Source organism: Anabaena catenula FACHB-362 (assembly GCF_014698735.1).
Taxonomy (GTDB): Bacteria; Cyanobacteriota; Cyanobacteriia; order Cyanobacteriales; family Nostocaceae; genus Anabaena; species Anabaena variabilis_A.
This window is the reverse complement of sequence record NZ_JACJTQ010000006.1, coordinates 68,408-91,447: the sequence shown is the minus strand read 5'-3', so window position 1 is coordinate 91,447 and position 23,040 is coordinate 68,408. Positions and strand designations below refer to the sequence as shown.

Annotated in this window: 18 protein-coding genes; 8 read left to right on the top strand and 10 right to left on the bottom strand. The window is 38.9% G+C overall.

Annotated elements, in window-relative coordinates; all coding sequences use genetic code 11:
- The first annotated feature begins 39 nt into the window (after positions 1-39).
- Entirely contained in the window at positions 40-699 is a 660-nt protein-coding gene (locus H6G68_RS06600; protein ID WP_190905920.1) for a Uma2 family endonuclease, read from the top strand.
- Positions 700-758: 59 nt separating this feature from the next.
- On the opposite strand, the gene H6G68_RS06595 is transcribed toward H6G68_RS06600, so the two are convergent.
- Positions 759-2,132 (bottom strand): serine/threonine-protein kinase, encoded by a 1,374-nt coding sequence (locus H6G68_RS06595; RefSeq protein WP_190905919.1) that lies wholly within the window; start codon positions 2,130-2,132, stop codon positions 759-761.
- 331 nt (positions 2,133-2,463) lie between these two features.
- On the opposite strand from H6G68_RS06595, the gene H6G68_RS06590 reads away from it, so the two are divergent.
- Both H6G68_RS06590 and dprA read left to right on the top strand, forming a co-directional pair.
- Positions 2,464-3,120, top strand: a complete 657-nt coding sequence (locus H6G68_RS06590; protein ID WP_190905918.1) for a DUF2301 domain-containing membrane protein — start codon at positions 2,464-2,466, stop codon at positions 3,118-3,120.
- Positions 3,121-3,221: 101 nt separating this feature from the next.
- Complete coding sequence (gene dprA / locus H6G68_RS06585) at positions 3,222-4,334, top strand: DNA-processing protein DprA (protein ID WP_190905917.1); 1,113 nt, start codon at positions 3,222-3,224, stop codon at positions 4,332-4,334.
- Between the two features lie 65 nt (positions 4,335-4,399).
- Here the strand turns inward: dprA and H6G68_RS06580 are convergent, their stop codons facing one another.
- From H6G68_RS06580 to H6G68_RS06560, 5 genes are all read right to left on the bottom strand, one after another.
- Positions 4,400-5,995, bottom strand: a complete 1,596-nt coding sequence (locus tag H6G68_RS06580) for a serine hydrolase (RefSeq protein ID WP_199332514.1) — start codon at positions 5,993-5,995, stop codon at positions 4,400-4,402.
- Between the two features lie 107 nt (positions 5,996-6,102).
- Positions 6,103-6,843, bottom strand: coding sequence for an RNA methyltransferase (locus H6G68_RS06575; RefSeq protein WP_190905915.1), 741 nt, complete (start codon positions 6,841-6,843; stop codon positions 6,103-6,105).
- A gap of 45 nt (positions 6,844-6,888) precedes the next feature.
- Positions 6,889-11,217 (bottom strand): response regulator, encoded by a 4,329-nt coding sequence (locus H6G68_RS06570; RefSeq protein WP_199332513.1) that lies wholly within the window; start codon positions 11,215-11,217, stop codon positions 6,889-6,891.
- A gap of 460 nt (positions 11,218-11,677) precedes the next feature.
- On the bottom strand, positions 11,678-12,745 hold the full coding sequence (locus H6G68_RS06565) for an EAL domain-containing protein (protein WP_190905914.1): 1,068 nt from the start codon (positions 12,743-12,745) through the stop codon (positions 11,678-11,680).
- A gap of 91 nt (positions 12,746-12,836) precedes the next feature.
- Positions 12,837-13,217 (bottom strand): response regulator, encoded by a 381-nt coding sequence (locus H6G68_RS06560; RefSeq protein WP_071190871.1) that lies wholly within the window; start codon positions 13,215-13,217, stop codon positions 12,837-12,839.
- Here H6G68_RS06560 and H6G68_RS27860 point away from each other — a divergent pair.
- The 3 genes from H6G68_RS27860 to H6G68_RS06550 all read left to right on the top strand — a co-directional run bounded on the left by H6G68_RS27860 (position 13,141) and on the right by H6G68_RS06550 (position 16,147).
- A complete protein-coding gene (locus H6G68_RS27860) occupies positions 13,141-13,341 on the top strand; it encodes a zinc ribbon domain-containing protein (protein ID WP_422595605.1) in 201 nt (66 codons plus the stop codon). The two genes, H6G68_RS06560 and H6G68_RS27860, sit on opposite strands and share 77 nt — an antisense overlap.
- 111 nt (positions 13,342-13,452) lie before the next feature.
- Positions 13,453-14,958 (top strand): response regulator, encoded by a 1,506-nt coding sequence (locus H6G68_RS06555; RefSeq protein WP_190905913.1) that lies wholly within the window; start codon positions 13,453-13,455, stop codon positions 14,956-14,958.
- 25 nt (positions 14,959-14,983) lie between these two features.
- On the top strand, positions 14,984-16,147 hold the full coding sequence (locus H6G68_RS06550) for a hybrid sensor histidine kinase/response regulator (RefSeq protein WP_190905912.1): 1,164 nt from the start codon (positions 14,984-14,986) through the stop codon (positions 16,145-16,147).
- 9 nt (positions 16,148-16,156) lie between these two features.
- On the opposite strand, the gene H6G68_RS06545 is transcribed toward H6G68_RS06550, so the two are convergent.
- The 3 genes from H6G68_RS06545 to H6G68_RS06535 form a co-directional block, all read right to left on the bottom strand.
- Entirely contained in the window at positions 16,157-17,356 is a 1,200-nt protein-coding gene (locus tag H6G68_RS06545; RefSeq protein WP_190905911.1) for a response regulator, read from the bottom strand.
- A 205-nt stretch (positions 17,357-17,561) separates the two neighbouring features.
- Entirely contained in the window at positions 17,562-17,888 is a 327-nt protein-coding gene (locus H6G68_RS06540; protein ID WP_190905910.1) for a low molecular weight protein tyrosine phosphatase family protein, read from the bottom strand.
- 98 nt (positions 17,889-17,986) lie between these two features.
- Positions 17,987-19,318: a HEPN domain-containing protein gene (locus H6G68_RS06535; protein ID WP_190905909.1), complete on the bottom strand. Its 1,332-nt coding sequence runs from the start codon at positions 19,316-19,318 to the stop codon at positions 17,987-17,989.
- Between the two features lie 196 nt (positions 19,319-19,514).
- On the opposite strand from H6G68_RS06535, the gene H6G68_RS06530 reads away from it, so the two are divergent.
- Together H6G68_RS06530 and H6G68_RS06525 are read left to right on the top strand one after the other, a co-directional pair.
- Positions 19,515-19,775, top strand: coding sequence for an AbrB/MazE/SpoVT family DNA-binding domain-containing protein (locus H6G68_RS06530; protein WP_190905908.1), 261 nt, complete (start codon positions 19,515-19,517; stop codon positions 19,773-19,775).
- Positions 19,763-20,092 carry a type II toxin-antitoxin system PemK/MazF family toxin gene (locus H6G68_RS06525; protein WP_190905907.1) on the top strand — a complete coding sequence of 110 codons (330 nt, stop codon included), beginning with the start codon at positions 19,763-19,765 and terminating at the stop codon, positions 20,090-20,092. The genes H6G68_RS06530 and H6G68_RS06525 overlap by 13 nt, the downstream gene beginning before the upstream one ends.
- A gap of 125 nt (positions 20,093-20,217) precedes the next feature.
- Here H6G68_RS06525 and secA read toward each other — a convergent pair whose 3' ends face one another.
- Complete coding sequence (gene secA / locus H6G68_RS06520) at positions 20,218-23,010, bottom strand: preprotein translocase subunit SecA (protein ID WP_190905906.1); 2,793 nt, start codon at positions 23,008-23,010, stop codon at positions 20,218-20,220.
- Positions 23,011-23,040 lie beyond the last annotated feature (30 nt).

The following is a 23,040-nucleotide window of genomic DNA, read 5'->3' as shown; positions in this document are numbered from 1 at the left end:
AAACGTTAAAATAAACAAATAACTACTTGGTATCATATCATGATGATTACTCAAGAATTAGTACCTGAACAAAACATCTCTGAAGATATAATTTTTCCTCCCAGTGATTTATATAGTGATGAACCTCCCGTGGAAACAGAACTACATCTACGACAAATAATCTTACTGTTAAAATGTTTAGAATGGTTATGGAAAGATAGAAATGATTTCTATGCAGCGGGAAATCTGACCATTTACTATAGTCCTAAACAGAAAAAATCAGAATTTTTCCGAGGCCCTGATTTTTTTGTAGTCTTAGGAACAGAACGGAAAACCCGTAAAAGTTGGGTAGTGTGGAACGAAGATGGTAAATATCCTCATGTAATTTTAGAAATTCTCTCACCAACAACAGCAAAAACAGATAGAGAATATAAAAAACAACTTTATCAAGATACTTTTCGGACACCGGATTATTTTTGGTTTGACCCCTATACATTAGAATTTGCAGGTTTTCATTTATTAGATGGCAAATATCAACCACTAGCAGCAAATGAAAAAGGGCATTTATGGAGTGAACAATTAGGTTTATATTTGGGAATTCATGACGGATTATTACGCTATTTTACACCAGAAGTAAAGTTAGTACCTACACCAGAAGAAACCGCAGAAAGTTTAGCAGCAAAATTGCGGGAATTAAATATTGACCCAGATACAATTTAGATTCAATTAAAAATGGAGGTTGGGTTAAGCGACAGTGCAATTCAACCTACGGAATTAAATTAATCAATTTCCAAAGATTGAATCATTTTTTCTGCTGTTGGTAAAAATCTATCATAATCATCTATTGTCGCTGAATAGGTAATCATATAAGCTGTATTTCCTCTTAATGTCATCACATACATATTTTTAATTTTATCATTACCATTTTTACCTGTAGAAATTATTTTCTTTCCTGGTTTATTACCAACTATAGTTGCATCTTGTTCTATGATTTCTGCTGCTTCTAAATACTTTTCTATATCCTCAACATGAATTTTTTGATAATTATCTAAAGTTCCTAAGTATTCAGAACTGCTGATAATCAATTTTGCATTTTGTTTTTGTTGAATAAATGTTAATATTTTCCCAGTAATTGGATCTGTTGAGTCGTCTCTTTGCCAACATTGGGGATATTTAATAGTCAGATTATATTCACTATTTTGATATGTTGATAATTCTCCTCCACATTCAGATATGGAACGTTGTAAAAACAGAATTATAGCAATTGCTATTACTAATCCTATCGGTGCAATTTTCAGAATTAGAGGATTAATTTTAGGTAATTTCCATTTTTTATGTGATATTTCTTCTAATGCTGTTAATGCTGATTTTGCAGTTAGATAACGGTCTTGATGATGAGAAATCACCATTTTATCTAACACATCTGCAAATTTATTACTAAATTTAACATCATTACGCCAAATTACTTTTCCTGTGCGACTATCTATTGGTAAATTTATAGGATGTTTGCCTGTTAGAGCTTGAATACCAATCATACCCACAGCATAGATATCACTACTAAATACTGGATTTCCGTCTGCTTGTTCTCGTGGTATATATCCAGGAGTGCCAATAATTGTACCAGTTTGTGGTTGTTGATTTCCTAATTGTTGAGTGCCGATTTCTTTAACTGCACCAAAATCAATGATCACAATTTTGTTGTCTTTTTTCCGTCTTCTGATATTTTGGGGTTTTAAGTCTCGATGAATGACATTTTGAGCATGAATAATTACTAATACTTCAATAATTTCGGTTAATAATTTAGTGACAAAATCTTCACTGATAGGAACACCAGAAGGTAATTCTTGCGTTAAATCATGTCCTTCTATATATTCTTGAATTATGAAAAAATCTGGAGTTTCTTCGGTATACGCTAAAAGTGTGGGTATTTGTGGATGTGTACCAAGTTGTTTTAGGGTTTTAGCTTCCCGTTCAAATAATACCTTAGATTTTTTTAAGACTTCCGGGTCTGTGCTTAATGGTGTAAAATGCTTAACTATACATTCATTAGGTTGGGGTATTTGGGTATCTATGGCTAAATAAGTAGTCCCAAATGCACCCTGTCCGATATTTTTGATGATTTTGTAACGTCCTGTAATGATCCTACCTATCATCAGATTCACCCTTTACCCAGAAAGTCATTTTTGCTAAATATGTTACATATATTGATAATTGTGACACAATTATCAACGATAATTATTGATACGAGTAATAATTTAATAACATGAGTTAGTAGATTGTGTCAGACTTGATATATTAGACATCTGGTGAGCAAGTATGTAGAGACGTTGCATGGACAGTTTCTCCAACTGTTCTGGATAAAACTAAATTAGCTAGATGTCTATTGGTGAGGTTAAAGAGATTTGTGACATTTGAGGCTAGAAAACAGAGATACTGATTGTGACACTTGCATCAATTTCTAAATAAAAAAGAGGATGATTGAAAATGACTACACAAACATTATCTGCACCGGAAGTATATCAAGGTCAGTTTGGGGACTTTACAATTACGAAGAGCGATCGCACAGGTGTGATCATCTATCGTACAGGTTTAATGGTCGCTGCTGTTAGTTTTGCCATTGGTAGCGGGTTAGCCTTATTCTCTCCTCAACCTGCTGCTATTCAAGCCATTACCCCACTTTACACCTGTTTTAGTCTTGCACTTGGTGTCAGTTTATTAACTATTCACATATATATGAAATTGCTGCACCAAATCTTACAGCTTTTCTGGATCATTGGTAGCATTTCTGCCTTTATTTTCGGACATTTTGATAGCCAGCCTTTTGCAATAACTATTTACAATCAACCCTTAACTATATTCGGGATTGGTTTCACCTTTGCAGCATTAACAGGTATTTTCTTCAAAGAAGGTTTTTGCTTTCATCGTTTAGAAACTAAAATCTTAACTCCCCTTGTTCCCTTACTTTTATTAGGACATTTAACAGGAATCTTATCAACTCAAGCAGAACAGGTTTTATTAGGAATTTGGGCGATTTTATTTCTAGTCTTTGCATTGCGGAAAACAGTCCAAAATATTCCTGATGATATTGGGGATAAATCTGTATTTGATTATTTAGAAAATCAACGTGAAGCTAAAGCTTAATTTTCTTACCTCTGTGTCCTCTGCGTCTCTGCGGTTCGTTAAAACATAAACAACAAAGCCAATCAGGAAATCATCAAAATACTAATAGTGAGACAGAAAAATTGACAGAAGAACGAAAATATTGGTTAGTTTGGTCGCAAATTTCTGGTATTGGTCCTATATTACTGCAAAGATTACAACAGCATTTTGGTAATTTAGAAACAGCTTGGAAAGCTAGTCCTGGGGAATTGCGAAAAGTTGAAGGTTTTGGATTTCAAACATTAGAAAAAGTCGTCCAACAGAGAAACCGTTTAAATCCAGAACAACTACTTACCCAACACCAACAAGCAAACCCCCATTTCTGGACACCAGCAGACGCAGAATATCCCCAATTGCTGCGAGAAATTCCCAGTCCACCACCACTGTTGTACTATCGAGGTGAAGTTGATTTACAGGAAAACTCAGGACAAAAACCCTTAGTGGGAATTGTGGGAACACGTCAACCTACAGAATATGGAATTAAATGGACTCGTCAAATTAGTACCGCTTTAGCAAAAAACGGTTTTACTGTTGTTTCGGGAATGGCCGAAGGAATAGATACCGAAAGTCATTCAGCAGCAATGAAAGCGGGAGGAAGAACAATAGCAGTTGTGGGAACAGGTGTAGATGTTATTTATCCCCAAAAAAATCGAGATTTATATAAACAGATTTTGACATCTGGAATAGTAATTAGTGAATATCCCGCGAAAACTGCACCTAACCGTACCCATTTTCCGAGAAGAAATCGGATTATTGCCGGTTTAAGTCGTGCGGTGTTAGTTATGGAAGCACCGATAAAATCAGGTGCATTAATTACAGCAACTTATGCGAATGAATTTTGTAGAGATGTTTACGCTTTACCGGGAAGAGTTGATGATCAACCATCACAAGGTTGTTTAAAATTAATTAGTCAAGGTGCAGGTTTAATTAATCAAGAACTGAGTGAATTATTAATCATGCTGGGAGCAATTCCCCAAATAGATGTAGAGATACCATTAGTTAAATCGACTCCTTTAGCTAATTTATCACCAGAATTGCAGCAGGTAATAGATACTTTAGCTATTGATGCTTTATCTTTTGATTTTATTATTCAAAAAACGGGTATGGATGCTGCTTTAGTTTCCAGTTCTTTATTACAATTAGAACTCATGGGTTTAGTATCGCAATTACCAGGAATGCGATATCAAAAACTCTAAGGTAACTGGTAATTACGAATTACGAATTACGTATCCCTAGCGGGACCGTAGGCACTATTACGAATTCATTGTGGTGGATAATATTGTGGAGTCATCACAGGGGCTTGATAAGTACCCATAGGCACATTATTGACCATACCGTTAGGGACAACAGGATTCATCACTGGGGGTTGAATAAAAGGTTGTACCGGTTGAACTGGTTGTACAGGTGGCTGAAAATTAGTGGTAGGTAGATTAGTTGTGGGAGTGCGGGGAGAAACAGCACTTTGACTAAACTGTTGGTAAGCAGCAGCAGAGATGGAACTAATGAGTTTTTCCGCGCGAGGATCGTTAGTCGGGCGTTGTACCATAACAGCAGCGATGTAGCGCTTACCAGAGGGAATATCAATTAAACCTGCATCTGCCAACATAGTGGCAATATCACCTGTCTTGTGGTAAGCTTTTGAGCCTTGTCCCAAACCAGAGGGTAAGAGATGATCTCTCTCTGTGCGGCTCATAATATTTAACATCAGATCACGCGATCGCATACTCACAATATTTCCCTGATTGATCATAGAAATCAAATTCCCCAATTCTCTAGGACTGGTGGTATTTGTTCCTTGCAAATCCGGGAGTGAATTACGAATCATTGTCGTCGCTAATCCCCAAGTGCGAAAACGTTCATTCAGTACATCCTTACCTCCTAGTCGGGAAATGAGCATATTTGTCGCTGTGTTATCGCTGACAGTAATCATTTTAGTAGCGATTTCCAGCGCACTGTATTGAGTACCGACACGGTTAGACTTTAAAGTTCCAGAACCACCTGCAATCATATCTTGTTGCAGAGTCAGCATTTCATCCAGGCGAATTTTTCCCGCGTCCACATCCTGGAAAAGAGCAATTAAAATTGGGACTTTAATCGTGCTGGCTGCTGAAAAACTTGCATTGCTATTAATATCTACATAAGCGCCCGTATCCAAATCTACCATAAACACCCCAGGAGTCAGATTTGGCTCTGCTGTGGCCAGATTCTGCACAGCGGTTTTCAAAGGGATTATTTCCTGGGATAGATATAAGCTAGGAGTTGTGACTGGAGAATTAGATTGTGTCTGAGATTGCCCATTAGTCTGAGATGGGGAAGTAGGCGCTGAACTGATGCGATTAGCAGGATCTAAAACTGACAACAGCGTGCCGACAATCGCACCGAGTCCAACTCCGACAATCAACAACCGCAACGAATACAATATCGTTCTGGCCATTGGCTTTAACCGCGTCTTCCGCGAGGTGCGCCGATCTATTTTCGGCTTGCCTTGTTTTTGGACACGCACTGTTTTAAACTTCATAGTACCCGGTTGTGCCATCTTACCCTTGGGGATGGGTTTAACAGCTGCTGGCATTACTACCTTAGAGGGTGGTCTTCGCCCCTCAGCTGGAAGTGTGGGCGGACTGATATTATTATTTAGGCGTGTTATCGCCACAGATTCGCCTTTATTGGTAGCCTGTTGCTGGTTCTTGACTGGTTTTGGTACTGCCTTTTGGACTGGGCGTGGACGGCGACGACGCTCTCTAGGTTGCCGTCGTGAGACAGCTATTAGTTTGTCACTTGATTCTGACACAGCTACTCCTTGTGACCCACTCGACTTTGTTTTTTGTAAACGTTCGACCCAAAATTGACTATTCATGCACCTTGATACTCAGATCACGTTGTGGAACTAAGTAGCTTTTTTTTGTTTAGTGTAAGTCATATTAATCCTTTTGGGTAATGATTGCGTAGATATTAAGCTATTAATTACAAGTTTTCTTGTTGAATCCGATTGTTGATTGCCCATTCTACTTGTCGCAAAATCCCGCGCAGCATAGCGACTTCAGCAGTTTTTATGTGAGCGCGATTATATAAATAACGAAATTTTTCCATTCGACTAGCAGCCGTATGGGGATAAAGATAACCGATGGATAATAGTAGGGATTCTAATTCTTGGTAGTAAGGTTCCACGACATCCAAGGGGGCGATTTCTGTAGGCGGTAGCTTCTGAGTGACGACTACTTCTGCTAATTGAGACAATTCGTAACAACAAATAGCCACAGCGGTAGCCAAATTCAGGGATGGATAATTGGGACTGGTGGGGATGAAAATTAACTTTTGGGCATAATTCAATTCCTCATTGCTTAATCCTCGGTCTTCTCTGCCAAAAATTAAAGCTACAGGCTGTTCTGGTTCTGCTAATAACCAAGGTAGGGCATTGCGAGGGCTTTCTAGGGGGATTTCTCCACTGTAATCACGGCCAATGGTAGCGATCGCGCGGACGCATCCCTGCAATGCTTGTGGTAATGTCTCTACTATAACCGCAGATTCTAAAATCTCCTGAGCATGAACTGCCATCTTTAAGGCATCATCATCATAGCGATCGCACTGTGGATTGACCAATACTAAATTACATAAGCCAAAATTTTTCATAACTCTGGCAATTGAGCCTAAATTTAAGGGGCCTGCTGGCTCTACTAACACAATTCTGATTCCAGCCCCACCCATACTTTGCCTCCTACCATTGGACAGTACCACCGATCATCCTTGGTACTATTTTAGCTGTCCTGACAAATACTCAACACATAACTGCACAATCTTCTCAAAGTGAAAGTCCTGGACTAAATCTGCTAAAGCTTTAGCCAGGTTAGCGTGAACATCGGGAATTTGAGCTATCAATTCAACAGTCTGACGTTTGCTACATTTACTCGCAGCCCTCTGTAGCTGAACAATCCATTCATCAGGCATCATCTGTAAACATGAAGGAGAAAGGGTAAACAATGAAGAATCTGGATTTTTTTCGCCTATATCTTCCGTTTTTTCTGCGTAAATATAACGAACTCCCAAATGTTCAGCCAGTTTATTTAATAGGAATTCTTCTTGAAAAGGCTTGTGAATAAAATCATCACAACCTATAGATAAAATGGCAGTTCGCTGTTCTTCAAAGGCGCTGGCAGTCAAAGCAATGATTTTGCAATGATTCTGCACAGACTCTGAATTTTGCCTCTGTGCAGCCCGAATCTGCCGAGTTGCTTCATAACCATCCATCACAGGCATCTGCATATCCATAAATATCAGATGGGGTTGGTAACGCTCCCACAATTGGACTCCCTCCAGACCATTAGCCGCTTCATACACCTCAAACCCCAGGGGACTAAGCAACTCTACTAAAAGTTTTTGACTCTCCCATTGGTTTTCCACCACAAGTAAACGGTAAATCGGTTGATTCGGAGCTAAGTGCATCACACGACAGTTTGGTAGTTGGGCAGGAACAGCTACTTTTTCAGCACAATCAACCTTAACAGTAAAGCGAAATATACTCCCTTGACTGACTACACTCTCAACCGTAATCTCACCGTTCATCAGCTTGACAAACTTTTGGCTAATGGCTAATCCTAATCCTGTGCCTTCATGGGACTGAACAATTCTAGTTTGCACAAATGGAGTAAATAGCCGCTTGATATCCTCTGGTGCAATGCCGGCTCCCGTATCTTCTACCTCAAAAAGCAAGAAAGTAGAAACCTGATCTGCCTTACCCCCTGCTCTAATTCGCAGTGTCACTAACCCTTGTTGCGTAAATTTAATGGCATTTCCCAACAAGTTTAGTAAAATCTGGCGGAGTTTAACTTCATCGGTGGTGATGTATTGAGGAACGTCAGCAGCGCGATCAAAAATGAGTGTCAACTTCTTAGCTGTGGATTTCAGACGTAATAAATCTTCCAGACTGTTCAGCAAGTAATATAAATCAAAACTGGTGGCATTGAGTGTAATTTTACCTGCTTCAATCTTAGACATTTCCAGCACATCATTAATCAGTTCTAGCAAGTGTTGCCCACTGCGGTTGATAATTTCCAGATACCCCTGATTTTTTTTATCCAGGGTGACATCACGACTCATAACTTGAGAGAAGCCCAAAATGGCATTCAGTGGAGTCCGCAGTTCATGACTCATGTTGGAAAGAAATTCGCTTTTAGCCCGATTCGCGGATTCTGCTGCATCTCTGGCTTTTTCTAGCTCTACTGATTGTTGTTGAATCTGAGTAAATAATTCGGCTTGATAGAGGGCAATTGCTAACTGGTTACTAATATTAATAACAAGATTAATTTCGTTTTGTTTCCATTGACGGGGACTAGAGTTTTGATAAACTGCCAACAATCCCCATAATTTGCCAGACTGAAAAATTGGTACAGTGGTATAGGATCTGGCTTGAAATTTCTGCAAAAGTTGCAGATAACAATCTTCAAATCCAGCTTTATATATATCTTCTACAACTCGATAATTTGTGCCTTGATTATAACGACCACCTTTTGTTTCTTGGAGATAAGTATCTTGTAATAAGTTATAGTTATCAGTATTATCTTTGGTTGCTCTATCGAAATTTCTGACAGTACATCGCTCATCTAGAGTCACATTTTCCGCCAATTTGGGATAATTATTTTGTTCTTGCCACAGAGCAATCCATCCACTACCAACAGATTCGGCCACAAATTCTCCACTCCAGTCTGGATGGAAACGGTAAATGGCAACGCGATCGCACTTTAATAATTGTCTTAATTCTTGTGTTGTGGCGCGAAAAATTTGTTCAATATCTAAAGTCTGCCGCATCCGTTCAACTACTCGCAATGTTGCCCGTTGCTGTTCTATATTTTTCTTTAAAGCATCCTCAAACAATTGCCTTTCTAGCTCTGCTCCTGCCCTGGCTGCAAAAATTTCTAAAATGAGTTCTTCGGTCTGGTTTTTCGCCATTGGCTTGGTATCCAAAACCTTCAAATGTCCCAGAATGTTTCCCGTTGAATCATGCAGTGGGATCGCCCAATAGCTTTCTACTTCTAACTTACCAAGATGTTCATGGTCAGGAAACCAAGACTGAATACTATGGGGATAGTAGACTATTGATTCCGATAATATTTGTTGACAGGGAGTTCCTGCCAAGTTATACTCAAAGTCTTCACCAAAGTCTTCTCCTTGCCAGAATGCTAATGTACAAGCTCTAGTTTTTGCAGAATCTACAAATCGGGTCACAAAAGCATAGCGAACTTGTAAAACTTCTGCTAGATAACGAACCAATGAACGAAAGAATTCACTGCCTGTTTTTGAGGCTGTACCTGCAAAAATTAACTGTAAGGCAGTTTGCTGACGTTTGCGTTCGGTGATATCTTCGGAAATACCCAATAAATACTGTGGAGTTCCATTGGCATCTAAAATCGGGATTTTTTTAGTATGTAGAATTCTGACTTCCTTGTCTTTGGTTTGAATAGTTTCTTCTATTATTTCTAATAAGGTTCTGTTAGCTAAAACTTCCCGATCTCTATTAGTAAAAAAATCTGCCTCCTGCGGAGTAAAAAAGTCAGTATCTTTTTTGCCAAGTAACTCTTCTCTTGTATATCCAAGTAACTCTGCTCCAGCTTTATTCAAGCGAACAAACTTCAAATCTTGAGCATCTTTTACAAAGATCATATCGGGAATATTCTCGATAATTGAATCTAGGAATGCTTGAGTTTGCCTGATTTCTTCTTCTTGTCGTTTGCGTTCGGCTTCAAGCCGCGCCTTTTCACTAATATCTGTATGGCAACAGATAAATCTAATTGGCTTGTTATTTTCATCCCACAGTGCCTGACCGCGCTCTAAAATCCATTTGTAGCTGCCATCTTTGCACAGCATCCGATACTCTTGGATGAGGAAGGGAACTTCCCGATTCATGTGAGTATAATTTGCCTGAATTACAAATTCTAAGTCATCTGGATGAATGCGTTTGAGCCATTCCTTAATATCATTGGCAATTTCCTGCTCTTCATAGCCGAGTATTTCCTTCCAGCGAGCCGAGTAAAAGATTTCCGATGTTTGTAAATTGAAATCATAAATTCCATCCTTACTGGCTTGAATTGCTAATTGCCAGCGTTCCTCACTTTTCTTTAATTCTTCTTCTGCCTGTAGGCGTTTGATCTCTGTTTGATTAGCACTAATAAACTTGCCAATACTTTGAGCCATTAATTCAATGATTTCTTTTTCATGGCTGGCAAATTTCTCACTTCTAATATCAGTGGAAAAAAAGCAAAGCGTACCATAAATCTTGCCATCAACCCAAATGGGAGTGCCAATGTAAGACTCTATTTTCAGGCTTTGGTAGACTGGATGGGAACGCATCTCCTCTATTTGCCCAACATTGTGGAAAGTAACAGTTTCATTTTGCTCAACTACCTGGCCACAATAAGCATCTGAAAGTTCAATTTTTAAACCGGGAACTAAGGCATCAATGTTAGATTTGACAGCCAGAAATGAATAAGTTTGATTATGAATCTGACCAACTGCCCCTGCGGAAAACCGGAGGACTTGACAACCTGTGGTTAAATAGTCTAAAAAAAGTTCTTCAACATTATGAAAATCGGTCATATTGATCCGATGTAACTGCTTTAAACTAGAACTAAAATCAGCTAGTGCCTGAGTTTTTTTCAGCAACTCTTCATTTTGAGCAACTAATTGATTTTGTAAATATCTAATTCGCAGTTGATTTTCAACCCTGACTATTACTTCCTCCGTTTGAAAGGGTTTGCTAATGTAATCAGCACCACCCACTGTGAATGATTTTACTTTATCTAAAGGTTCATCTAAAGCACTGATAAAAATAATAGGTACATCACGGCTATATTCATTTTCTTTCAGCCTTTGGCAAAGTTCATAGCCATTCATATCGGACATCATAATATCCAACAAAATCAGATCGGGTAACTTGGCCTGAACTGACATTAGTGCCATCTCCGCATCGGGTGCAGAGCGCACTTTATAACCATAATTAGACAGTACTTTAGATAGTAAAATTAAATTTATGGGATTATCATCAACTACTAAGATATTTGCTAAAAATTGCGATTTTTGCTGGCTCATACTTATTTTTATTCTGGATAAAGACGATTTTCTGTTTGCTCATCTCGCTTTACTAGGTTGAATTTAAGAATTCAGTAGTTATATCAAGTTCGTTTAATTACTTATCAAAAAAAACTCGACTTGTCCCCGCGCGGTTCCCTCATTATAAGTCTTGAACTGAACACGATAAGTAGGTTGGCGTTAAAAATTGTCGTTATGACAAGGGAACTCTTAACAGGGAATAGAGAAGAGGTTTTGGGAGATTTTACTTTTCGTTACATATTTTGGTTTTTTTCTGTTCACCTACTTATCAGGAGGTCTAAATCTCCGTTACGAACTACATTGGCGTAGCTTGCTGTAGGCATTATTACGAACTACGTTGGCGTAGCCTGCCGGAGGCATTATTACGAAATACAAACTACGAATTACGAACTACGAATTCCGAACTACGAATTACGAATTACGAATTACGAATTAGTAATTAGATGTTAACTGCTAATCTAAAAAGTAAATCTGTAGCTGCATGATTTTCTAGAGGTTTGGCAAAGAAATATCCTTGTCCCTTGGTACAACCAAGCAACTGAAGTTTTAAAATTTGTTCGACTTTTTCCACGCCCTCGGCAATCACTTCAATTCCTAAGTCATGGGCTAGGTTGATAATCGCTCGAACTACGTGCTTTCCGCTTGATAAATCCAGTTTTTGGACAAAAGAACGATCAATTTTTAAGACATCCAGTGGTAGTTCATAAAGTCGGCTCAGAGAAGAATAACCAGTGCCAAAATCATCGATATATATCCGTACTCCCAGCTTTCGCAGGTTTTCTAGTGTTTGCTTGGCAGTGACTGCATTCTCTACCATCGCAGTCTCAGTAATCTCTAATACTAAGTTTTGAGACTGCAAACCTGTATCTTGTAAAATCTGCTTGACTTGTGCAACTACATGAGGAGATGCTAACTGTTGACTAGAAATATTGACGCTGACACTCAGAGAATCAAAATGATTAGGAAACTGCTGTTGCCAGGTGCCCAGTTGACGGCAAGCCTCTTGCAAAACCCATGCGTCAATTTCGATAATCAAGCCGCTTCTCTCTGCTAAAGGTATAAATTGATCAGGAGATACTAATCCCAGAGTAGGATGTTGCCAGCGGATTAAGGCTTCAAAACCTAAAATTTCGCCGTTTTTCATGCAAACAATGGGCTGATAACAAAGCTTAAACTCGTTGTGAACTATAGCCGATTTCATATCTCGCTCTAATCGCAGTTGAGCTAGTTCATCCGCAGATAGGAATGTGGTTTGAGTTTCTGGTTGTCGCTCAATTGCATTCGTCAATTTCATGAGCCGTTCGGCATTGTTAGCAGCAATCTCCACCAGTCGCTGTTCCTGTTGGGAGAGAGTACCCAATTTACCACAGCTTAAAAGCTCTAGTGCCACCTGGATTACAGTCAAAGGGGTACGCAACTCATGACTGATATCCAAGAACATCTCATCGTTCAAGTTGGGCGTATTAATTTCAACAGGTTGGAACTTTAATAGCTGAGGAATAGTCATATTTGATACTTTGTCTTGACAAAGTAATAGGCTGATAGTTAAGAAGAATAGGGAGCAATTATGGAAAATATGTGGAGTAGCAACGCCAACTTCATTTTTTCCAACCTAGAGCCACCAACAGCTGTTCAGCTAATTGAGCAGGTTTAAAGGGTTTGGCAATCATGGCTTTAACAGCTAAATCAGCAAAGCGGCGTTGATCTGATGCTTGTACTTTGGCAGTTAGCAGAATGACGGGAATATGCTTTGTGGCTGGGTTAGATTGGAGTTTTTGAAATGTCATTAATCCATCCATGTCTGGCAGCATCACATCTAGCAAAATTGCATCAGGCTGCTCAGTCTCGGCTTTTTGCAGTCCTTCGCTGCTAGTTCGAGCCAAGATTACCTCTAATCCTGCCATGATTTCTAGGCTAATTTTAGCCACTTCCCGAATATCATCTTCATCATCTATCACCAAAACTTTTTTTGTTTTCATGGGCTTTTATGAGTTCCGTCGTCAACTAGAGTACAAAACTCAACTGTATGGCAGTAAGTTAGTAGTTATGGATAGATTTTATCCCATTAGTAAAACTTGCTTTCTTCTCGATGAATTGCACTAGTACCGCAGGACGGAAATAAACCACCTATTCCCAATCTCTGAAAAGTTCATGCTGTATTCATTTTTAATGTTTAATTTTTAATTCCGTCTTGGGATACTAGTATCAAAGCTTATGAGGATTCTGCTGGTAGACGATGATGAAAGTATAGTAGGAGTTTTGACAAGACTGCTACGGGAGCAGAACTATGTTGTCGATGTAGCTAAAGATGGTGAGTCTGGTTGGGAGTTGGTAGAAGGCTTTCAGTATGATCTGGTTTTGTTGGATGTGATGCTCCCTAAACTGGATGGTATCAGCTTTTGCCGTCGTCTGAGAGATCAGCAAAATCCAGTTTTGGTGATGCTGTTGACGGCTCGTGATACCACGACTGATAAGCTGGTAGGGCTAGATAGTGGAGCAGATGATTATGTTGTTAAGCCTTTTAATATCCAAGAACTTGCAGCCAGAATTCGTGCATTAATCCGTCGTGGCAGTATTTCTGCAAATCCTCTGCTCATTTGTGGTGAGCTACATCTGGACTCGAATATGCATGAGGTGACTTATCGGGGACAGGTGCTGCCATTCAGTCGCAAAGAGTACCTCTTGGTGGAGTTGTTTCTCCGCAATCAAAAACGGGTTTACAGTTGCAGAGATATTGTTGATCATTTGTGGCCGTTTGATGCTGAACCACCTCATGAATCTACGGTTAGATCTCACATTAAAAATATTCGTCGTCAGTTAAAAGCCGTTGGTGCGGTTGATTTGCTGGAAACGGTTTATGGACAAGGATATAGGATTAATCCTACTTTTATTTCGTCTAGTCATAATCAAACGGTTGTCAGTTCAGTGAAGCAGGAAACTTTAGATAACGCTGTTGCAGAAATATGGCAGAGTACAAAAAACTTAACTTTTGAGCGCTTAAGTATTGTCGAAGCAGCAATTCCCTCTCTGGAATTAGGGATATTTGATGAAAATTTATGTTTACAACTTATTCAAAATGCTCATAAGCTGGCAGGGTCTCTGGGTATGTTTGGCTTTGACAAAGGGAGTACTCTAGCGCGGCAAATTGAAGTTCTATTTGAATCTGAATTTCAGATGCGATCGCAGTTTACTATTATTTACCTACAGAAATTGGCTCGGAAATTAGAGCCTTTGGTGATTACCTTACGTCAGGAACTGGAAGGACCCATTCAAGAAGTAATTGATATCCAGACTATAGCCCATAATTATCAGCTATTTGAGCCAATCAATGCCAAAATTTTGGTAGTTGATGATGATCCACAAATTTTGCTCATACTCAAAACATTGCTGGAACCTTTAGGAGTGAAACTGACTTGCTTAGATAATCCCGATGATTTCTGGAAAACATTGAATTTAACTCGCCCAGATTTTGTGATTCTTGATGTCAATATGCCTAGTGGAACTGAAGGGTTGCATTTATGTGAGTCTATACGTCAAAATCATGACTGGAATTGGCTGCCTATACTGTTTCTGAGTGGCTGTACTGATGTAGAGACTTTGCAACAGGCTTTTGTTAAAGGTGCTGATGACTACTTGACAAAGCCAATTGTCGCTCAGGAACTCTTAATCAGAATTGTCAATCGTCTCCAGCGCATCCGCACCATCAGAAATCAGATTTAGACAGATTGACTTGTAGCTGTTAATTATGAACAACTTTCACACTGATCCAGGTAAAGGTAACATTCTGATTGTTGACGATACGCCAAACAATTTACATTTACTTTCCAGTATGCTGGAAGAACAGGGGTATGAGGTACGTTGTGCCAATAACGGTGCGATCGCACTCAAGGCTGTGGCCATGGAGCATCCAGATATTATCCTCTTAGACATTAATATGCCCAATATCAATGGCTATCAGGTTTGTGAGCAGTTAAAACGAGATCAGCATACTCAAGAAATTCCCGTAATTTTCCTCAGCGCCCTCAGCGAAACCATAGATAAAGTCAGAGCTTTTCGCGTCGGAGCAGTAGACTATATTACCAAACCTTTTCAAGTCGAAGAAGTACTAGCTCGCATTGAGAATCAATTAAGTTTGCGACGAATGCAAATAGAACTCCAACAAGCAAAAGCAAAAGCACTAAAAGCTTTAGAACAGGAGCAAGAACTCAACCGTCTCAAGTCAGAGTTTGTATCCATGATTTCCCATGATTTCCGCAATCCGCTTACCAGTATTCAAGGTTTTGCCGGATTGCTTGAATGTGGTGGAGAAACTCCGGCTCCTGAGACAATCAACCGTTACATTAACAAGATTAATACTGCTGTTGATAACCTGCTTTCTTTATTGGATGACATCCTGCTCATCGGTAGTATGGAAGTGGGAAAAATGCAGTATAAAACTGTATCAGTTAACTTGCAGGAATTTTGTCACGAACTCATTGACACCCTAAAATATAGTCTAGGTGATCAAAATCAAATATGTTTCACTTGCTTGGGAGACTCAACCCAGGCAGAAATGGATTTAACAATACTCCAGCGAATACTGAATAACTTACTCTCTAATGCTATTAAATATTCTCATCCTGGAGAGCCGGTTTATCTTGATTTAGAATGTCAAAACCACATGACTATATTCCAAGTCCGAGATCAAGGCATGGGGATTCCCTTAGAAAATCAACCATACTTGTTTGAAGCATTCTACCGCTCTAGTAATGTCGGTGATATTAAAGGAACTGGTTTAGGACTTGCGGTGGTGAAAAAATGTGTGGAAGTTCATCAAGGAAGGATTTTACTGGAAAGTAAAGAACAAATAGGTACAAAGATTACTGTATACCTACCCCGTTATCCAGGGAAAGCAATTTCCGATATTTAGATATTTAATTTAAGAACAAAATGCCAAATTAGACAGATTATCTATGGTTGGTACAGTACCTAAATATTTATCTACTATCCCCACCAATTTATCTGTAGCTACGGGTTTGTTCATAAAATCTGTAGCACCAAAAACTTTAGATCGAACTCTATCAAAAACACCATCACTGCCTGTCAAAATGACTATAGGTGTCTTAGCAAACAAAGAAGTTCGTCGTAAAGTTGCACAGAGTTCATAACCATTTATCCCTGGCATAATCAAATCTAAAAAAATGAAGTCTGGCTTATTCTCAATTAAAATTGGTAGAGCTTGTAAAGGATCTTCAATTTTGATAAACCTCATTCCATTGGAGATAACAATTCTCTCTAACATTTGACAAACTTGGGGGCTATCATCAATACAAGCTATTAATGGAGCATTCGGATTATTTGATTTTTTGTTACTGTTGTAGTTGTTTTTAACTTTCATTACTAGTAACGGCAAGTCGGGGACTTCTACCAGTGCTGTTATTCCTTGATTAATATAAGGAAGCAAGGAATGGGCAATTTTGATAACGCTCTGTTTCATTTTTACAGATAAATCCCACAGCGTATGTTTGCCGTTGAGAAAAGTCTCAAAATTTTTGTATACTAATGGACTTACTTGTCTTTTAAGTTCCTCTGGTTTGACCAAAACTGGTGCTAAGTCAGGAGAAAAACTTGCTAATCCAGCGTTTGACCAACTATCCCAAAAGTCTTGCATTTGCCTGAAAAACATATTTGCAGTTGTGGAACTAATTGGTGCTTCTAAGATGATATTTTGGTTTTTTTGGCAAGTTAAAGAAGTAGAATTTGCCTGCTGGGCTAAATCAAATAAAAGTTCAGATATTGTATTTTCTACAATCGCGTTAATTTGTTCGGCTTTGATTTTATTACCTTGAAGCAGGTTGTCCAGAAAGTGATAATCCCAATGTTCTATTGATGTATTTTCAGGACTTAAGTTTAATTTACTAATATCAAGATAGGGACAATATTTAGCTAAATTTCTCCGCAACCGTCGAGATGGATGAGTTCCTCCTGTTGCCCAAACTAGCTGTCCTAGACGATAATAGAAAAGCCATGTTTTTCCTTCTGAACTTTTGATATTTAATTGTCCGTTATATTGCAGTTGTGTACAAATTTGGAATTCTTGAAAAAGGCTAGTGGATTCTATAGGTTTTAGATTATTCATGTCTACTCTCGATTAAAAAGTTAATTTGGTATAATCAGAGTGATGATGACTACGGATAGCGATGGTCGATTCAACGAAAATCATCCAACTCCAGCAATAGTCGCAGTACTCTTATAGTTTTAATTTAGACCAAGATTGTGCAGAAGTTGTGGAAACAATACTTAATATATATATTCAAGTTAAAGGGTAGGGAGGGAAACAGCTATTATGTTCCCAATAGCGGTAAAACCTTACGCTTTAATAACTCAATTAAATCTGCTTGCATATATTCATATTCATCAGGGATATCTAAACAGATTACCCTTTTACCTTTGAGAAAGAGTTGGAAGTTCTTAGATAGTTTGCTTTTATGGGATTTTTCCATCACAAAGATGATATCAGCCCATTCTATAGCTTCTGTAGAGACTGGGATTTCGGCGGTTCTGTCTAAACCTGCGGAATCTACTTCTAATCCTGGATATTCACAGAATACAGCTTCAGCGGTAGGGCTGCGTAGTCTATTTTGGCTACAGAGGAATAATAGCTTTTTCATTTATATGAGGTACAAGCTGTAATGATTAAACGCAGATGGACGCAGATAAACGCAGATGATTTTGTACTTCACCAACTAGGAAATGCTATATCAATTAGTTAGGATACAGTAATAGTCTTGACAGTTCTACCTAAATGGACAATCTGACTTCTGGATGTATATAAATTATCCACAGATGTATAAAATATTTCAAAATTTGGCACACTCTCTAAAGCTATTCTCGCTCGCCTAATTATTCTTTTGTACACTCCTTTAGCATAAAAATCAGTTAACAAGCATTCAAAACTTATTGCTAAATTAACGATACTATCTTCTATTTCAGATTTATCACGGAATGAACGTTCAAAATATTTGATAGAATCAAAAATTTTACGGTAAACTCGTGATTTTACAGTTTCTTGTCTATTTTTTTGAAAATTGATGCAATTGGAAATATAACCACTTTCAACTTTTCGCAGTGCAGATTCTACCTGCTGCAATATATCTGTTTTATCCTGCCATTCATTTGGATATAACTCTATTTTCAATGATGATAATTCAGCTAATCCTGATCTATTGACGTTAATTGGAACACAAAAGCCATCTAAATTTTGTTCATTATTTAATCCAACTTGAAAAACTAAATAATGCTTGATGTCTAAAGTCTCGAAGTTATTAAGTTTAGATGAACTAAACTTTTTCATTCCATCGAATTCTTCCGATGTTTTTCCTAATACTGAAAGCATTAAAATCAAGGATTTAGCAATTTTTAATTTGATGATAAGTAAAAACTGATTTTCATAGTATCCTCCCTTAAAAATGTTCACCCTGACAAATAACAATGGATTGTTAGTTAACCATCTTAGAGAACGACTTCTTGTATAATGTTCTATGGAATCTATAGGTACTTTTTCTTGAATTCCCATTTTAAAGGGAATTTCTTCTAGTAATGAATAAAGAACTTCTTTAGAATTTGACTGAGGCGTAATTGCTATACCTGCATCCTCCAATAAAAAATATGCTTTACTTTTTGTGAAAAAACGAGCATAACCGAAACCAAGTATACCAAATGAATGAATAGGATAAATAACAAGTCCTGGTCTATGCAAACCATAATCTTCAATGAGATACAAAAATTTTTCAATAGGATCATTAACATGAGGATCTTTGATTAATGAAAATAATAATGATTCAATAACACTTCTGCTAATAAAGATTTCTCTTATCCATAAAACTTCGGCTATTTTCAAGCTGACACGGTTAAGATGAAATTCTAATGCCTCTAAATCATCTGTTGGATGGTTGATTATATGGTAAATAAAATCATCTATATCGCTGATAGTATTTATTATATCTCTCTTGTTTACAAGAAAATTAATTGACTGGAATACTTTTTTAGTTATTATTTTCCCATGCAACAATTTTTGGTTAATGTTGAGTATAATTTCCATTATTTGATTAAATAAAGTAGTTTTTCAAAGCAGTATAACATAAACAGCCAAAAAACTCTCCGTACTTCTATGTCTAGAAGATTAAAAAAATCTTAACCCATATCATAATTTTACACCACCACTTCCACTTTTCTACTTGACCATTCCTATTCCGGTAATTACAATGTAGATACCACCTTATCCCCAAAAACAAAAAATGGGTACATCAATAAAAACCCGAATAGTCAAAATCGGCAATTCCCAAGGGTTACGCATCCCCAAGACCTTATTAGAACAAAGCGGAATTAACTCAGAAGTAGAAATAGAAGTTCACGGTAATCATCTCATTATTCGCCCAGTTGAACAAGTAAGAAAAGGTTGGGAAAAAGCATTTATAGAAATGGCAGAAAAACGCGATGATGTCTTATTAGATGATGTGAATATAACAGAATGGGATAAAGCTGAATGGCAATGGTAGTTAACAGATTTGATGTTTTCCTAGTTAATCTTGATCCTACCATTGGCAGTGAAATTAAAAAAACACGCCCTTGTTTAATAATTTCACCCAACGAAATAAACCACCATATTGCCACCGTCATAGTTGCACCAATGACAACAAAAGGGCAACCATACCCCACAAGAGTAACCTGTCAATTTCAAGGAAAAGAAGGACAAATTGTACTAGACCAAATTCGCACAATAGATAAAACTCGATTAGTCAAATTTCTAGGTCAAATTAGTACAGAAGAACAAAAAGCAGTGCTGGATATCTTAGCTGAAATGTTCGCTGAATAATTAACTTAACTCTTCTTCCTCCTCTTACCTTCGCGTCCTTCGCGTCTTCGCGGTTCATTCCTCATAAAACAAAAGACGCAGAAAACGCCTCTCTTGCGCCTCTGCGTCTCTGCGTGAAAAAACTCTTAAACCATCTCAGAAGTCTGCACAGTAGGCTGAGGCTGAGGCTGGAACATAAACAGCGAATAAACCACATCACGGCGGATATTCACCATCATATCCAAGAACAACTCATAACCCTCACTCTTATACTCAATCAGAGGGTCTTTTTGCCCATAACCACGCAAACCAACCGACTCACGCAAAGCATCCATTTGTTGCAGATGTTCCCGCCACAAAGTATCTATGCGTTGCAAAATAAAGAATCGTTCCGCTTGACGCATCAAACCCGGTTGAATCTGGTCAATTTGCGCTTCCTTCATATCATAAGCAATCCGCGCTTGTTCATGGAGGAAAGCTTTAATTTCTAAAACCCCCATATCCTCCAACTGACTTGACTGCATATCAGCCAACAGGTAAACAAACTCCTTCACCTTATCCACCAACTTATCCAACTCCCATTCTTCCGAAGGTAAATCAGGGTTGATGTAATAATCAACGATGTCGTCCATCGTTTTTTCAGCGTATTTAATTACCTGTTCCTTCAAATCTTGACCTTCCAACACCCGGCGACGTTCCGCATAGATAGCACGACGTTGGTTATTCATCACCTCGTCATACTCAAACACCTGCTTACGAATGTCGTAGTAATAAGTCTCAACCTTTTTCTGTGCGCCTTCCAAACTGCGAGTTAACATACCCGACTCAATAGGCATATCTTCCTCTACTTGGAAAGCATTCATCAAGCCGGCAACGCGATCGCCCCCAAAGATCCGTAATAAGTTATCCTCTAAACTGAGGAAGAATCTTGTAGTTCCTGGATCACCTTGTCTTCCCGCCCGTCCACGCAATTGATTATCAATCCGCCGTGATTCGTGACGTTCTGTACCAATCACGTGCAGACCGCCTCTATTCACCACATCATCATGTTCTGTGCTGGTGAATACTTCATACTCCTTCTTAATGCTTTGGTAAGCTGACCGCAATTTCTGAATTACCAGGTCATCTGTAGGTGCTTTTTCCGCCGCTACAGCTACCTTTTCTTCGGCTTCCAATTCCGGTAAACTGCGCTCACCGTAAGCTTTTACAGCCACTTCCACCGCTTCTTTTAAAAGCTGTTCTGTTTCCTTTGTCAACTGGGTAGGGAAAATTTCCGGGGAAGCCCGCCAAGTTTTCACCTTTTTACCAGGAAGAAAACCTTGACCACCACCATTACCACCCATAGGTAGTCCAGAAGCCCTTTGCATCCCAAAACTATCTTCATCTTCTGGGCTGACGATGCGGGGCATAAAGTATTCTCGCAACTTCAACCGCGCCATATACTCGGAGTTACCACCGAGAATAATATCCGTACCTCTTCCCGCCATGTTCGTGGCAATAGTTACAGCACCCCTGCGTCCGGCTTGGGCGACAATTTCTGCTTCCCGTTCCACGTTTTCTGGTCTAGCGTTGAGTAACTCATGGGGAATATTCATTTCCTTCAGGAGTCGGCTGAGAAGTTCAGATTTTTCAACGCTGGTGGTTCCCACTAACACAGGTCTACCATTTTGGTGCATTTCTGCACATTCTCTAGCGATCGCACCCCATTTGCCTGCTTCGGTCTTAAATACCATATCAGACAGGTCTTCCCGTCTTCTAATCCGATTAGTGGGAATAATAGTTACTTCCCGTTTGTAAATCTTTTCAAACTCGACTTCTTCCGTTTTTGCCGTTCCCGTCATCCCCCCCAACTTGGGATACAGCAAAAACAGGTTTTGATAGGTAATTGTGGCTAAAGTTTGGGTTTCTGGCTGAATGTCTACGTGTTCCTTAGCTTCAACTGCTTGGTGCAGACCATCACTCCAACGTCGTCCCGTCAGCACCCGACCTGTAAATTCATCAACAATAACAACTTCGTCATTACGGACAATATAGTTTACATCCTTGAGGAACAATTCCTTAGCTTTAATCGCATTAAACACAAAATGCGCCCAAGGGTCTTCTGGATCAAATAAATCTGTCACACCCAAAAGATTTTCTGCTTCCGCAAAGCCTTCATCACTCAACAGAACGTTACGATCCTTTTCATTTACTTCGTAATGCTCATCTTTTTTGAGAGTAAAAGCTATTTCTGCTGCTTGCAAGTACTTTTCTGTCGGTCTTTCCACCTGCCCAGAAATAATCAGTGGTGTCCGCGCCTCATCAACTAAAATCGAGTCTACTTCATCAATAACACAGTAATTAAATGGGCGTTGCACCACCTCAGCCATTGACGTGGCCATGTTATCCCGCAGATAGTCAAAGCCTATCTCGCTGTTGGTGACATAAGTAATATCACAAGCATAGTTTTTTTGGCGTTCACTGGGGGTCATGGTGGACTGAATTAGCCCCACACTTAACCCCAAGAACCGATGTACCTGACCCATCCATTCCGCGTCCCGACGTGCCAGGTAATCATTAACGGTAATAACGTGTACACCTTGACCAGTTAGAGCATTTAAATAACTCGGTAAGGTAGCAACTAAGGTTTTACCCTCACCGGTTTTCATTTCGGCAATTTGCCCAGTGTGGAGAATTATCCCGCCTAATAGTTGCACATCAAAGTGCCGTAACCCCAGCACTCGTCGTCCCGACTCCCGGACAAGGGCAAAAGCTTCAGGTAAGATATCATCTAGTGTTTCGCCTTGGGCCAGACGCTGTTTAAACTCGGCGGTTTTACCTTTTAACTCTTCATCAGAGAGCGCCTTAATTTCTTCCTCTAAAAGGTTAATTTCTGTAATGTAAGGTTGGTATTTTTTAAGCTTACGAGCGTTGGGATCGCCCAACAAAAGTTTTAGCATGGCAGTTTATAGAACTAAATCAAGGGGGAT

What these genes read in the sequence shown, in the direction of transcription:
- H6G68_RS06600 (WP_190905920.1), top strand. Translation starts at nt 40, where the DNA reads ATGATGATTACTCAAGAATTAGTACCTGAACAAAACATCTCTGAAGAT.
- H6G68_RS06595 (WP_190905919.1), bottom strand. Translation starts at nt 2,132, where the DNA reads ATGATAGGTAGGATCATTACAGGACGTTACAAAATCATCAAAAATATC.
- H6G68_RS06590 (WP_190905918.1), top strand. Translation starts at nt 2,464, where the DNA reads ATGACTACACAAACATTATCTGCACCGGAAGTATATCAAGGTCAGTTT.
- H6G68_RS06580 (WP_199332514.1), bottom strand. Translation starts at nt 5,995, where the DNA reads ATGAATAGTCAATTTTGGGTCGAACGTTTACAAAAAACAAAGTCGAGT.
- H6G68_RS06575 (WP_190905915.1), bottom strand. Translation starts at nt 6,843, where the DNA reads ATGGGTGGGGCTGGAATCAGAATTGTGTTAGTAGAGCCAGCAGGCCCC.
- H6G68_RS06570 (WP_199332513.1), bottom strand. Translation starts at nt 11,217, where the DNA reads ATGAGCCAGCAAAAATCGCAATTTTTAGCAAATATCTTAGTAGTTGAT.
- H6G68_RS06565 (WP_190905914.1), bottom strand. Translation starts at nt 12,745, where the DNA reads ATGACTATTCCTCAGCTATTAAAGTTCCAACCTGTTGAAATTAATACG.
- H6G68_RS27860 (WP_422595605.1), top strand. Translation starts at nt 13,141, where the DNA reads ATGATTTCTAGGCTAATTTTAGCCACTTCCCGAATATCATCTTCATCA.
- H6G68_RS06560 (WP_071190871.1), bottom strand. Translation starts at nt 13,217, where the DNA reads ATGAAAACAAAAAAAGTTTTGGTGATAGATGATGAAGATGATATTCGG.
- H6G68_RS06555 (WP_190905913.1), top strand. Translation starts at nt 13,453, where the DNA reads ATGAGGATTCTGCTGGTAGACGATGATGAAAGTATAGTAGGAGTTTTG.
- H6G68_RS06550 (WP_190905912.1), top strand. Translation starts at nt 14,984, where the DNA reads ATGAACAACTTTCACACTGATCCAGGTAAAGGTAACATTCTGATTGTT.
- H6G68_RS06545 (WP_190905911.1), bottom strand. Translation starts at nt 17,356, where the DNA reads ATGAATAATCTAAAACCTATAGAATCCACTAGCCTTTTTCAAGAATTC.
- H6G68_RS06540 (WP_190905910.1), bottom strand. Translation starts at nt 17,888, where the DNA reads ATGAAAAAGCTATTATTCCTCTGTAGCCAAAATAGACTACGCAGCCCT.
- H6G68_RS06535 (WP_190905909.1), bottom strand. Translation starts at nt 19,318, where the DNA reads ATGGAAATTATACTCAACATTAACCAAAAATTGTTGCATGGGAAAATA.
- H6G68_RS06530 (WP_190905908.1), top strand. Translation starts at nt 19,515, where the DNA reads ATGGGTACATCAATAAAAACCCGAATAGTCAAAATCGGCAATTCCCAA.
- H6G68_RS06525 (WP_190905907.1), top strand. Translation starts at nt 19,763, where the DNA reads ATGGCAATGGTAGTTAACAGATTTGATGTTTTCCTAGTTAATCTTGAT.
- secA (WP_190905906.1), bottom strand. Translation starts at nt 23,010, where the DNA reads ATGCTAAAACTTTTGTTGGGCGATCCCAACGCTCGTAAGCTTAAAAAA.